This window comes from Streptomyces sp. NPDC002076 (genome assembly GCF_053593835.1).
Map to the genome: position 1 here is coordinate 294,219 of NZ_JBSFDI010000001.1, position 12,161 is coordinate 306,379.

Sequence of the window (12,161 nt, forward strand, 5' to 3'; positions counted from 1 at the left end):
CCCGTATGACGACCTCCCGCATGACGACCTACTTCGCCGGAGAGAAGCAGACGCTGCACGCGAGCCTGGACCGGCACCGGGACGCCGTGCTGTGGAAGCTGGACGGCCTCGACGACGAGCAACTGCGCCGGCCGATGACACCGTCCGGCACCAACCTGCTGGGCCTGGTGAAACATCTGGCCTGCGTCGAGTACGGCTGGTTCGTGGACACGTTCGGCGGCGAGGCCGAGCCTTTGTGGTTCGACCCCCATGACGACATGCGGGTCACCCCCGAGGAGACGACCGAGCGGATCGTCGCCTTCTACGGCCGCGCCCGCGCCGCCGCCGACGCCGTGATCGACGAGCTGCCGCTGGACGCCCAGGGCAGCCCGGCCTGGCGGGACATCACCGTGACCCTGCGCTGGACCTTGGTCCACATGGTGGAGGAGACCGCACGGCACGCCGGCCACATGGACATCCTGCGGGAGCTGATCGACGGCGCCACCGGGGACCATCCGCCGGTCACCGGCGCCGGCTGACCGTGCCGTACACCGCCCCGTACGCCGCCTGGGCCGTGGCCGCGTCGAGCAGGCCGGCGTCCAGGTGACGGCGGGCCGCACGGGCGGCGGGGCCCTCGGGCACCAGGTCGTGCGTGTGTATCAGCCCCCACAACGTCATGAGCAGGGCGCCGAAGCGGGCGAGCGGATGGAGCGGGCCGTCCAGCGGACCCTCGCGGGTGGCCCAGCGGGCGGCTATTGTGCCGCCGACCTCCGGGACACGCTCCACTCCGCGCCAGTGCTCGTCGGCGGTGGCGTAGACGACGTGCGGGACATGGGCGTGGATCAGCGCGCCGCTGCACAGCAGGCACGGCTCGAGGGTGGTGTAGAGGCGGTGACCGGGGTGCCGGTGGCCGGCCGGCAGCTGCGCGAGGGCGTTGACCTCGGCGTGCGCGAGGTCGGTACCGGCGAGTTGCCCCGGCGGCGCGGTGGCCTCCCGGCTGCGATTGCGCCCGGCCGCGACGACATTGCCCTCCGGGTCGTACAGCACGGCACCGATGGGTCGGCTGCCGGCCCGCAGCGCCTCCCAGGCCAACTCGAAGGGAAGGCGCCAGAGGAGGGGGATCGAGGTCACTGGACCGCCCCCGGCCCCCCGAGCACGAGGAGGATGTGCTCGGCGTCGCCGTGCCGGATCGTGCCGGCCCGCTCGAAGCCGTGTCTCTCCAGCAGCCGGACGGAGGCGGTGTTGCCGCCGAAGGGGTCGGCTTACAGGGGCCGTACGCGCTCCAGCTCCAGGAAGAGGCCGAGGGCGCGGGTGCCGACGCCGCCGCCCCAGTACGGCCGCCCGAGCCAGTAGCCGACGAACCGCCGCTCGCCCTCCGTCCAGGAAACGACGTGCCCGGCGGCCGCACCGTCCACGGTGACCGTCCGCACGAGGCAGTCCGGATCGCCGAGAACACGCTCTCGCCAGTGCCGCAGGAAGGCGTCCCGCGGCCGGGGCGTGAATCTCGACCGCCGGACGGCCTCCGGGTCGTGCTCATAGGAGAGGAAGGCGAACAGGTCCTCGTCCGTGACGCCCCGAAGGCTCACTTCGCTGTGCTCGTCGCGTTCGTCGGTCATGTCGGGCAGTGTGGCAGCCGCCACTGACAACGCCCCCTGTCGCGTCAGGCCACCAGGGGCCGTACCTCCTCGGCGGCGAACCGCACGAACCCCTCCGGGTCGGGCTCGTCCCCGGTCGGCTGGAGCACGACGGTGTCGGCACCGGCCTCGGCGAGCCGCCGTACCGCCGCGGCCACGGCCGCCGCATTCCCCGCGGCCCCGACGCCCGGCGCCGACTCCAGCCTCTCGTCGGCGAGTTCGGCCCGCAGCCGGGCGGCGGCATCGGCCCCCGTGGCGGCGAGCAGATAGACGACGACCGGGTGGTGCTCGCCGCGCCCCGCCTCCTTCTGCCCCTCCTCGATGAGCCGCCGGGCCTGCCGTACGCCGTCCGGGGAGGTGGCGGAGGTGAGGAGGGTGCCGTCGGCCTTGGCTCCGGAAAGGCGGAGGGTACGCGGGCCGGTGGCGCCGGCGAAGACGGGCACCGGCTGCTCCGGCGGCCAGTCGAGAGCGACGTCGTCGAGGGAGACGTACCGGCCCCGCACGGTGAGCCGTTCACCACCGAGCAGGACGCGCAGGGCGTCGAGATGCTCGCCGAGGAGGGTGAGCGGGGAGGCGGCGCGGGCACCGACCTGACCCATCCAGTCCTGCACCCCGTGTCCGACGACGATGGTGGCCCGCCCTGGGAACATCCGGTGCAAGGAGGCGGCCTCCATCGCGGTGATGGCCACGTTCCTGAGGGGCACGGGCAGCAGCCCGACGCCGACCCGCACCCGCTCGGTCCAGGCGAGCGCCGCGGCGGCGGTCGCCATCCCGCCCTCCCGGAAACAGTCCTCCCACAACCACAGTTCCTCAAGGCCTGCTTCGTCCGCCGCACGGGCCACCGCCCGCAGCCGCTCGGGCGGAAGCTGGGGGCGGAAGACGACACCGAGTCCAGTCATGGACCTCTTCCTAGTGGGGAGGACGTGGGGTGACAAGCGGTGTTGCCCGGCGGAGAGTTGGAGGGGACGGGGATGGGGATGGGGAGACACTGGCGGGACGGGGCCGGGAGGCTGATCGTGCCCCGGGGTGAGGGAACGGAGGACCCGCTGGTGCTTCCGCTGGAGATCTCGGCCTCCTACCGGGCCCGGACGAAGGGTCTGCTGGGCCGGGAGTCGATCGCCGGGGCGATGCTGCTGTCACCGGCGAGCGGGGTCCACACCTTCGGCATGCGCATCCCGATCGACGTCGCCTACCTGGACCGCCACCTGACCGTCCTCGCCGTCCGCACCATGCCCCCGGGCCGCCTGGGCCTGCCCCGGCTGCGGGCACGGCATGTACTGGAGGCGGAGGCGGGAGTGATGGCGGGGTGGGGGCTGCGGACGGGGGTGCGGCTGCGGGTGGAGTCCGGGGGCGACGCCGACGGTGTTCGCGACCCAGGTGACACCGGCGGTGCCGGCGGTGTGGACGGCCTGAGTTGAGGGCCGTTGTCAGTGGCGCGGCCTAGCATCGCGGTATGAGAGCTTCAGGGACGTTCAAGGTCGAGGAGTTCACTCCGGCGGAGGTGCGGCTGCCGGAGCCGGTGGTCGAGACGGCGGTGCCGGTCGGGGTGGCCACGATGCGGAAGCGGTACGAGGGCGAGGTCGCCGGGGTGTCGCAGACGCTGTTCACCGCGGCGTACGACCAGTCCAGTGGGACCGGCACGTATGTCGCCATGGAGTCCTTCGAGGGGAGCCTCGGCGGGAGAAGCGGCAGCTTCAACTTCGCCCACTCGGCGACGACCCTCGGGGAGGGCAGAGAGGCCGAGTTTTTCGTGATCGTGCCGGGGAGCGGGACGGGGGCGCTCACCAGGATCCGAGGGGCCGGCGGTCTGCGGATCGATGTGGACGGCACCCATCGGATCTGGTTCGAGTACGAGGTGGGCGGCAGGTCCTAGGGTTCCGCGGAAAATCGGACCCTGTCGATATCCGCATGGTCAGCGGTTGAGGTCCATGACGCCAACTCCGAGCCTGTCATGGGCTTCCGGTGCGACGGTGGCCACCAGCGCCCCGTCGGGAAGCATCGGATTCGGTCGTGCCACGTGCACGGCCGCCGCGACACCGAGGGCCACACCGTCGCGCAGCAACTCGGAGACCGTTACGGCCATCGCGTAGTCGTCATCGATGACATGGAGTACGTCCAGCAGCACGCCCGCGTGGGCGACGATCCCGGCGCGCTCGCGCTCAGCCTCCAGCAGACACAGGACGGGCGTCCACAGGCGCACGCCATCGCTGGATGCCGCAGCATGAATCAGCCCGGAGACCTGCTTGTTGCCGCCCATCGCCAGCAGTGTGGGACTGTCGAGGACGTAGTGCTCGATCTGGTTCAACGGGACGACTCCGCCTCCGCGAGGGCAGCCCGGTGAGCAGCGGTGGCTTCGCGCATTTTGCGCCGCATCTCGGCGGATTCCTCATCCGTGACGTAATGCCCGAACCGCTCGGCGAGCAGAGCGCGGGTGCGATCGGCCCGTGCCTTGATCTGCTCCGGAGTCAGCGTCTGAGCAGCTATCTCCTGCATGAGGGCACGCAGACTGGTCCCTCGCGCCTCTGCCACGGCGGCGAGCTGGTCACGGACTTCTGCGGGCACACGAATCATGACATCGGCCATACCGCAAGTATACGCGGCGTATACGCCTCGCGCCTCTCACCTTCGGAATCCGGGTGCGGTTAGCTCTCCGAGCGCGGAAAGGACACCTCGACGCGGCGGTTCTTCCTCCTGCCCTCCTCGGTGGAGTTGTCGGCGATCGGGTACTGCTCGCCGTAGCCGCGGACCTCGAAGGTGATGTTCGGGTCGTTCAGGTCCTGGTCCAGGACGGCCTGTACGGCGTTGGCGCGCTGCCTGGACAGGATGTCGCCGTGGGCGGACGAGCCGAGGTTGTCGGTGAACCCGAAGACGCGGACCTGAGTCGCGTTCTGCTTCTTGATCTCGTCGGCGATGGTGGCGATCCGCGCCTTGGCCTCTCCGCTGAGCTTGGCGCTGTCCTTGCTGAAGAGGACTTCGGCCTGGAGCGCGAAGGTGACGTCGGCGTTGGTGTCCTCACGCCGCTCGTCCCCGCTCTGGTCCTCTACGACCGACTTGATGTCCAACACCTTGGGCGCGGCGAGCGTGGCCCCCTCGGGGAGCTTGAGGTCTGGGTCGGTGGGGTCGATCTTCACCGGGGCGGCGGCGGAGGGCGCGGTGTCGGGGGGCTGACTGGGGTCCGTGTCGTCGGCGTAGGAGGGGGTGGCGGTGAGGAGGAGGGTGACGGCGGTGAGGGTGAGGGCGAGACGGGGGGTGGTCACTTTGGCCTCACCCGGAGATCTTGATGGGGGCGGAGGAGAAGGTCGGCAGCTGGAACTCCACCTGGTCCGTGTTCGCGGGAGGGGCCGGGAACTGCATGAAGACCGGGATGGTCTGGCCTGACTGGATGTTTGTCAGGCCGGTCGTTGTGAGGGGCCGCCCCTCCGTGTCCCGCAGCACGTAGTACCGCTTCTTTCCCTTCGGGTCGACGAGCGTTGCTCCGCCAAGCGAGTAGCCGTGCTCGGCGATTTCGGTCTCATCTCCGCGAAGTGCGGCCGGGATGACGAGAGACTGGGCACCGTCATTCTTCAGATTGCCGTTCACCGTAACGAAACCGCCCGAGTCCCGCTGGGCCGAGGTGACTTGGAGAAGCAGGCCACCCTGGCCCTTCAGCTCAGCCAACGGCGCCTGCGACTGTCCCTCTTGAGTACTCGGGTTAGAACCACCTCTCTTGGCGGCAGACGCGGACTTCTGGGGCTTCTTGTCGTCATGCCCGCCACCACCACAGCCGGCCACACCGACGGCGAAGCCGACCACAAGGGTCAGTGCGACCATCCCCTTGCGGGCCTTCGCAGTGAACCGCATGCTCATCGCTCCGCTTCCTTCTTCCCTCGTCATTCGCTTGTCAGTTGGCCAGGTGAACGTCGAAGAGATCCTCGGGCTTCGGGAGCCCTGCTTGGTCCTTCGGGTCGATCTTCCAGTCCTTGCCGTCACACGTGAGTTGCGGCAAGGCGTCACCGCCGGGGGGCTGAAATGTGCAGAGCGGCCGGATCTCGGCGATGGCAGATGCAGTTGAGTGGATGCTCTCCGTGGTGGGCACGACGGAGTCGCCGACTACCTTGTTAGTCGTAACCTTCGCCTGGTACTTGTGCGGCGGAAGTGGAGAGCAGCCGTCCAAGTGGGCATCGTTCTGCGCGGCGAGCTGTCCGGCACGCCAGCACGGGTCGTTCACGGCTGCCTTGCCTTCGAGGATGTCCTGCCACTTGGTGGGGTCACGCAGATCGGCAAGCCACAGGCCCGCGAGTTGGTCCCGTGCGTTCTGGGCCGCCGCCAGTGCTGCCGCATCGGCTGCTGTCTGGGCGCCGCTTCGATTCACCGCGGCCTGGCCGACAGCGAGGTAGGCCAACGCAAGAAAGAGCAGACCCGCCACCACCGTGATGTAGATGGGGAAGGCCTGCCCTGCATCGCCGTGACGGCGATGGCGCGTCACACGATTTTGTTGATCTGCGTCATGATCTTGTCGAGGATCGCCGATCCGATGCTCGTCCCCGTAACCGCCAACACGATGGCCACCACCACCGCGATGATGCCGAGGTACTCCACCGCGGTCTGCCCCTTGTCGCTGCGAGCAACCCGGGCCTGCAGGTACGCGACGGTGGTGTTGAACCAGTTGCTCATGGTGGTCCCCTCCGGGTTCGCCTCCGATCCGGGAAACGTACGCCGGGACCCAGCACTCTCGAGAGGGCCCCAGGACCCAACCCCGGACCCATTCCCCCCGCCGTCCGCTCCCCCACGCTCCCACCTCAAGCCACCCCCAACCACTTCGCGGCCGCCTGGGACCGGGTGGTGGTCTGGAGCTTGGCGAAGATGCGGTTGATGTGGTTCTTGACCGTCTTCTCGGAGATGAAGCACGCGGCGGCGATCTGCTGGTTGGTCATGCCGGACGCGATGAGGTCCATGATCTCCGCCTCCCTCGTGCTCAGCCGGAAATGTGAACGGAATGACTGTCCCATGGAGGATTGCAGTTGCGAAAGGAGTTGGGGTGTAGTTTTCCCTAAATATTGCGGGACTTGAGGATCTGCCTGTGCAGGTGCACTCGTCCGCAACTCCGTCAGCAACGCCTTCGCCGCCCCGGGAGTCACATGCGGCCGCCCCTCCCGGACATCCCGCACCGCCCGTACCAACTGCTCCGTCGTGAACTCGCCGTGCACCAGGTATCCCCCCGCCCCCAGCCGCAACGCCTCCCGCACGGTCTCCGTCTCGTGGCTGTAGGTGAGCATCATGACCGGCGCCACCCGTACCAGGTGCGGCAATGCCGAGATTCCGTCGACTCCGGGCATGCGGACGTCGAGGAGTATGACGTCCGGGCGGTGCCGTACAGCCGCCTCGTACGCCTCCCGGCCGTCCGTCGCCTCCGCCACCACCGTGGTGTCCTCGCGGCCCGACAGCAGGGCCGTCAAACCCGCCCGGACCACGGGGTTGTCGTCGGCCACCAGCAGGCGCAGGGGAGGTGCAGCCGGTGCGGCCTCCTTCGGCCAGGGGGGACTGTGCTGCATGATGCCGCCTCCTCTCAGGCTTCCCGGGATGCGGGGTCGGAGCCGTTCATGGACGGCACGCAGGACATGGAAGACACGGAAGACAGGGAAGACACGGGAAGCTCCACCCGCACCTCCGTGCCCCGTTCGTGGTCGCCCCTGCCGATGCGGATCCTCGCGCCCATCTGCGCGGCCCGCTCCACCATGCCGAGCAGCCCGAAGTGGCCCGAGTCGCGGAGCCGGTCGAGTGTGGTGCCGGGCGGGAGGCCCCGGCCGTCGTCGTGGATCGTCAGGCGCAGCAGGTCGCCGTGCACCGCCGCTGCCACCTCCACCTGGGTCGCGGAGGCGTGGCGGTACGCGTTCTCCAGCGCCTCCGTGGCGATGGAGAGAAGGTGACGGGACAAGGGGGCGGGCAGTGTGGGCAGGTCCGGAGCGCCGGCGGGGTCGTTCGGCCAGCGGCAGGTCACCCGCAGGCCCGTGCGGGTCGTGAAGCTCCGGGCCACGGAGGTCAGTTCGCGCCACACCGTCGTCTCGGTCTCACCCAGCGGATCCGGCTGCTGTCGGCGCAGGTCCGTCAGCAGTTCCCGCGACTCCGCCGCCGCCCTGCGGGCCGAGCGGGACACCAGGTCCGCCTGTTGCCGGATGCGGTCGGGGTCGGGTGCGTCGGCGGAGGCGGTGGCCGCCAGGCCGTCCGCCGCGAGGGCCACGCCGTACAGGGTCTTGGCCACGGAGTCGTGCATCTCGCGGGCCAGCCGGGCGCGTTCCGCGCTCACGGCCTCCGCCGCCGCGAGGCGCGCCTGGACCGTCGTCAGGGCGTGGGTCGCGGCGCCGAAGCGGAGCATCAGGTTGCGCAGGGTCGAGCCCATGGCGCCGGAGATCACGCACAGGCCGGGGAGCAGGAGGGCCTCGGCCACCGGGGCGTGGCGGTCGGCCTTCAGGGTGGCGTGGACCAGCAGCAGGATCAGGGACTGGAGGGAGGCGAAGCACGCCGCGCCCCGCCAGCTGTAGACCAGGCCGGCCAGGAGCGGGGTGCAGACGCTGACATAGGCGAGGGTGGTGTCCGGGCCCGCCGAGACCAGGAGGAACGAGCCGAAGAGGGTGTCGGCGGCGAGGAGGCTGGGGTGGCGCAGGAGGAGCGGGCCGAAGCGTTCCCAGTCGCGGAAGAGGACGTACGACACCATGAAGGTGACCACCACGGCCGCGCCGACCAGGCGGGCGCCCAGGCCGGGGGCCGCGTGGAGCAGCGCGGCGGGCGCGGCCAGGGCGATCATGGCCAGACGGAAGCCGAAGACCTGCCGGCACATGGCCTGCAGCGCACGGATCTGGATCTTCTCCGAGGGTTCGGCGGTGCCGGGATCCGCATGGGCGGTCGACCGCCGGCGGCGTACGAACCAGCCCATGACCGCGCGCACCCGGCCGCCGGCCCCGGAAGACACCCCTCCCCCGCGCCCCATCAGCCCCGCCACCGTCACGTCCGCCTCACTTCCCCGTGAGCGAGCCGAAGTCCACGCCGGAGCCGAGGATCAGGCCGGCGCCCAGCAGCAGCATCGTGGCCGGGACCATGAACGTGGTGATCATCAGCGTGGCCTTGGGCACCGCGCGGGCGGCCTTGCGGCGGGCGTTCTGCGCGTCGGTGCGGCGCATGTCCTTGGCGAGGGAGACCAGCGTGTCCACGATGGGGGCGCCCAGTTCCTCCCCCTGCTGCAGTGCCGTCACGAACATCGCCACCTGTTCCGAGTCGTTCCTCCTCCTCAGCTCCGCGAAGGCCTGGCGGCGGCTCATGCCGAGGTCCATCTGGCGCAGGGTGATGCGCAGTTCGTCCGCCCAGGGGCCCTCGTACCGCGACGCCACCCGGTCGAGAGCCTGGCGGAAGCCCAGCCCCGCGCTGACCACCACGGCCAGCACGTCCAGGAAGTCCGGCAGCGTGCGCTCGATGACGTCCCTGCGGACCCGGATCGCCGACCAGATGCCCACCTCCGTCCAGAACGCGCCGAAGAGCAGCAGCAGTACGGCCACGAACCACTGGCCGCGCAGCAGGAACACCAGGCAGCCGATCCCGCCCAGCGCGCCGTACACCGCGCGGCGGGCCGCGTAGCGGTCGATGGTCAGGCCGCCGGGGTTGCCCGCGAGGTCGATCTTGCGGCGGTACTTGGCCACCAGGCGCGGGCCCATCAGGCGCAGCACGGCGGGGGCGTAGCGCATGCCCATCCGGTCGATGACCGAGCCCACCGCGCCGGTGCGGGTGGCGCCGACCTCCAGGGCCACCGCCAGGTCGCCGGGGAGTTTCGCGTCCGCGCGGTACATCCGGAGGCCGGCGAAGGCGCCCCAGACGCCGAGCCCCATCAGCAGGGCGAGCAGGAATCCCACCATCGGGCCGACCCTCCCCTCACACGTCGATCCGGCTCAGGCGCCGGATGAGGACGAATCCGACGGCGTACATCGCGAAGGCGATCAGCACGCAGGCCTGGCCGACCGGTGAGCCGGTCATGCGGGCCAGCGCGCCGTCCTTCACGCCGTTCATCAAGAACAGCGCACCGACGCCGAGGACGGGGACGGCGTACGACGTCATGGTCACCTGGGAGAGCTGGGTGCGGATCTCACGCCGGGTCTCCTTGCGTTCCTCCAGGGTCTCGGTGAGGTTCCGCAGGGCGGACACCACCTGACCGCCCGCCCGGTTGGACAGGACCAGGGTCGTGACGAGGACGACCAGCTCCCGGGACGGCAGCCGGTCCGCCAGTTCGCCGAGCGCGTCGTCGAGGGACTGGCCGATGGCCAACTGGTCGGAGACCTTGGCCAGTTCCTCGCCGGCCGGGGCCTCCAGCTCCTCCGCGGCCATGCCGATCGCGGTGCGCAGGGCGAGGCCCGCCTGGGTGGCGTTGGCCAGGATGCGGGCGAGTTCGGGGAGTTGGTTGATGAAGCGCTCGATGCGTTTCTGCCGTTGCCAGTTGAGGAACTGCACCGCCGCCCAGATGCCGAGGAGGCCGGCGAGGGGACCGAAGAAGGGGGCCAGGGTGGCCTGGCCGATCAGCCAGAGCGCGGCGACCGTGGCGAGCATGTAGACGAAGAACTCGCCCGGGGTGACGTCCAGTCCGGTCGCCGCCAGGCGCACCTCCAGCCAGCGGCCGAGGCGGGTGCGGCGCAGTCGCCGGTCCAGGTCGCGGAAGCGGCGCCTGCGGCCGGTCGCCGGGACCGGGCCGGTGTGGGTGAGCCGGTCCACGAGGGCCGCGCGCTGGGCCCGGCCCGAGGCGTAGGTGTGTACGCCGGCCACCGCCAGGACGCAGGTCAGCAGCGTCACTCCGGTGGTGAGCTGGACGAGGGTGTGGAGTTCCATGGGTGGCCTACCTGGCTTCTCGGGTGGCGAGCTGGTCCACGGAGTGGGCGACTCCGAAGGCCTGCGGGACGGGCTGGCTCGCCATGTAGAGGCGGTCGGCGGTACGGCGGGGCAGGGGGAAGTACTGGAAGCTGCCGTACACGCGCCCGTCGGGGGTCATGGGCTGGGCGTCGAACCGGGCCACGGTCGCGATCCGGTACGGCTCCCCGCCGTGGCTGTCGAGCAGCGCGATCTCGGTGATCCGGCGGGCGCCGTCGGTGAACCGGGTGAGCTGGACGATGACGTCGACCGCGCTGTTGATCTGGTCGTGCAGGGCTACGAAGGGGACCTCGACGTCGGACATGGAGGCGAGGGTCTGCAGCCGGGTGAGCGCGTCCTCCGCGCTGTTCGCGTGCACGGTCGCCAGCGATCCGTCGTGGCCCGTCGACATCGCCTGGAGCATGTCGAGGGACTCGCCGCCGCGGACCTCACCGACCACGATCCGGTCCGGGCGCATCCGGAGGGAGTTGCGGACCAGGTCGCGGATGGTGACCTGGCCCTGGCCCTCGACGTTCGGCGGCCGTGACTCCAGCCGGACCACATGGGTCTGCTGGAGCTGGAGTTCGGCGGAGTCCTCGATGGTGATGATGCGCTCGTGGGACGGGATCAGGCCCGACAGCGCGTTCAGCAAGGTCGTCTTTCCCGTACCCGTGGCGCCGGAGACGATGATGTTGAACTTCGCCTGCACCAGCCCGGCCAGCAGATACACCATGTGCTCGTCCAGCGAGCCGAAGGAGATCAGCTCCTGGAGGGTGAAGGAGCGCGGGAAGCGGCGGATGGTGAGGATCGGGCCGGTCAGCGACAGCGGCGGGATGATCACGTTGACGCGCTCGCCGGAGGGCAGGCGGGCGTCCACCATCGGGTTCGACTCGTCCACCCGCCGGTTGACGGTGGACACGATCCGCTCGATGGTCTGCATCAGCTGGTCGGCGGAGACGAACCGCAAGGGCAACTGCTCGACGCGGCCGCCTCGTTCGACGAAGATCGCGTCGGGGCCGTTCACCATGATCTCGGTGATCGACGCGTCTTCGAGGAGGGGCTCCAGGATGCCGAGGCCCAGCGCCTCGTCCACCACCCGGCGGATCAGCTGTGAGCGCTCGACCGTCGACAGCACCGGGCCCTCGCGGCTGATGATGTGCCCGAGCACCCGTTCGAGGCGCGCCCGGCGCTCGGCCGCCGCGAGCGAACTCATCTCCGCGAGGTCGATCTCCTCCAGCAGCTTGGCCCGGTAGGAGGCGACCAGATGCCCGTCCTCGCCCCGGCTGGCGTGCTCCTCCGGAGTGCTGATGCGTGCGCGCAGGCTCATGTCGGCACCTCCTCGCTTAGTGGTCGAGCGGCATGGTGGCGGACTTGGTGGCGTAGCCGAAGTCCCAGATGACCTTCGGGATCCTCACCTTGGCGATGACGGTCACCGAGCCGTCGCCTCCGGGGCCGGGTGAGCAGGTCACGGAGATCCCACTGCTCACGGCGTCCGCGCAGGCTTGTGCGTACGACTGCTGGAGGGACGCCGCCCGCGCCCCCGCCCGGGCCGCCGTACCGGCCTGCTCGGCGGCGTAGGCGACGGCGCCGATCTGGATGCCGGCCAGCCCGACGAGCAGCAGCACGGGAACGAACCCGAGGTACTCGATGGCCACCTGGCCCCGGTCGCGTCCACGGCGGTACGGCATC

Annotated in this window: 17 protein-coding genes and 1 pseudogene; 3 read left to right on the forward strand and 15 right to left on the reverse strand. The window is 70.4% G+C overall.

Annotation, left to right across the window (positions count from 1 at the left end; genetic code table 11):
* The first annotated feature begins 5 nt into the window (after positions 1-5).
* Positions 6-518, forward strand: coding sequence for a DinB family protein (locus ACWCQS_RS01360; RefSeq protein WP_451002564.1), 513 nt, complete (start codon positions 6-8; stop codon positions 516-518).
* Here the strand turns inward: ACWCQS_RS01360 and ACWCQS_RS01365 are convergent.
* The 3 genes and pseudogenes from ACWCQS_RS01365 to ACWCQS_RS01375 form a co-directional block, all read right to left on the reverse strand.
* On the reverse strand, positions 502-1,110 hold the full coding sequence (locus ACWCQS_RS01365) for a nucleoside deaminase (RefSeq protein ID WP_451002565.1): 609 nt from the start codon (positions 1,108-1,110) through the stop codon (positions 502-504). The two genes, ACWCQS_RS01360 and ACWCQS_RS01365, sit on opposite strands and share 17 nt — an antisense overlap.
* Positions 1,107-1,595: pseudogene (locus ACWCQS_RS01370) on the reverse strand (GNAT family N-acetyltransferase). The gene ACWCQS_RS01365 and the pseudogene ACWCQS_RS01370 overlap by 4 nt, the downstream one beginning before the upstream one ends.
* A gap of 44 nt (positions 1,596-1,639) precedes the next feature.
* Positions 1,640-2,548: an LLM class flavin-dependent oxidoreductase gene (locus ACWCQS_RS01375; protein WP_451002566.1), complete on the reverse strand. Its 909-nt coding sequence runs from the start codon at positions 2,546-2,548 to the stop codon at positions 1,640-1,642.
* A gap of 42 nt (positions 2,549-2,590) precedes the next feature.
* Between ACWCQS_RS01375 and ACWCQS_RS01380 the strand changes: the two genes are divergently transcribed.
* A complete protein-coding gene (locus ACWCQS_RS01380) occupies positions 2,591-3,031 on the forward strand; it encodes a DUF192 domain-containing protein (protein WP_451003002.1) in 441 nt (146 codons plus the stop codon).
* A gap of 35 nt (positions 3,032-3,066) precedes the next feature.
* On the forward strand, positions 3,067-3,486 hold the full coding sequence (locus tag ACWCQS_RS01385; protein ID WP_451002567.1) for a DUF3224 domain-containing protein: 420 nt from the start codon (positions 3,067-3,069) through the stop codon (positions 3,484-3,486).
* Between the two features lie 39 nt (positions 3,487-3,525).
* Here ACWCQS_RS01385 and ACWCQS_RS01390 read toward each other — a convergent pair whose 3' ends face one another.
* From ACWCQS_RS01390 to ACWCQS_RS01445, 12 genes are all read right to left on the reverse strand, one after another.
* A complete protein-coding gene (locus tag ACWCQS_RS01390) occupies positions 3,526-3,918 on the reverse strand; it encodes a hypothetical protein (protein ID WP_451002568.1) in 393 nt (130 codons plus the stop codon).
* Entirely contained in the window at positions 3,915-4,196 is a 282-nt protein-coding gene (locus tag ACWCQS_RS01395; protein WP_451002569.1) for an Arc family DNA-binding protein, read from the reverse strand. The genes ACWCQS_RS01390 and ACWCQS_RS01395 overlap by 4 nt, the downstream gene beginning before the upstream one ends.
* A 59-nt stretch (positions 4,197-4,255) precedes the next feature.
* Positions 4,256-4,870: an OmpA family protein gene (locus tag ACWCQS_RS01400; RefSeq protein ID WP_451002570.1), complete on the reverse strand. Its 615-nt coding sequence runs from the start codon at positions 4,868-4,870 to the stop codon at positions 4,256-4,258.
* Between the two features lie 7 nt (positions 4,871-4,877).
* A complete protein-coding gene (locus tag ACWCQS_RS01405) occupies positions 4,878-5,459 on the reverse strand; it encodes a hypothetical protein (protein WP_451002571.1) in 582 nt (193 codons plus the stop codon).
* A 34-nt stretch (positions 5,460-5,493) separates the two neighbouring features.
* The gene (locus ACWCQS_RS01410) at positions 5,494-6,078 is read right to left on the reverse strand and encodes a pilus assembly protein TadG-related protein (RefSeq protein ID WP_451002572.1); all 585 of its coding nucleotides are present in this window, start codon (positions 6,076-6,078) and stop codon (positions 5,494-5,496) included.
* On the reverse strand, positions 6,075-6,266 hold the full coding sequence (locus tag ACWCQS_RS01415) for a hypothetical protein (protein ID WP_451002573.1): 192 nt from the start codon (positions 6,264-6,266) through the stop codon (positions 6,075-6,077). The genes ACWCQS_RS01410 and ACWCQS_RS01415 overlap by 4 nt, the downstream gene beginning before the upstream one ends.
* 125 nt (positions 6,267-6,391) lie before the next feature.
* The gene (locus tag ACWCQS_RS01420) at positions 6,392-7,144 is read right to left on the reverse strand and encodes a response regulator (RefSeq protein ID WP_451002574.1); all 753 of its coding nucleotides are present in this window, start codon (positions 7,142-7,144) and stop codon (positions 6,392-6,394) included.
* Positions 7,145-7,158: 14 nt separating this feature from the next.
* Positions 7,159-8,523 (reverse strand): sensor histidine kinase, encoded by a 1,365-nt coding sequence (locus ACWCQS_RS01425; RefSeq protein WP_451003003.1) that lies wholly within the window; start codon positions 8,521-8,523, stop codon positions 7,159-7,161.
* A gap of 79 nt (positions 8,524-8,602) precedes the next feature.
* Entirely contained in the window at positions 8,603-9,490 is an 888-nt protein-coding gene (locus ACWCQS_RS01430; protein WP_451003004.1) for a DUF5936 domain-containing protein, read from the reverse strand.
* A 19-nt stretch (positions 9,491-9,509) separates the two neighbouring features.
* Complete coding sequence (locus ACWCQS_RS01435; RefSeq protein ID WP_451002575.1) at positions 9,510-10,454, reverse strand: type II secretion system F family protein; 945 nt, start codon at positions 10,452-10,454, stop codon at positions 9,510-9,512.
* A 7-nt stretch (positions 10,455-10,461) separates the two neighbouring features.
* Positions 10,462-11,799, reverse strand: coding sequence for a CpaF family protein (locus ACWCQS_RS01440; RefSeq protein WP_451002576.1), 1,338 nt, complete (start codon positions 11,797-11,799; stop codon positions 10,462-10,464).
* 16 nt (positions 11,800-11,815) lie between these two features.
* Positions 11,816-12,160, reverse strand: coding sequence for a TadE/TadG family type IV pilus assembly protein (locus ACWCQS_RS01445; RefSeq protein ID WP_451002577.1), 345 nt, complete (start codon positions 12,158-12,160; stop codon positions 11,816-11,818).
* Position 12,161 lies beyond the last annotated feature (1 nt).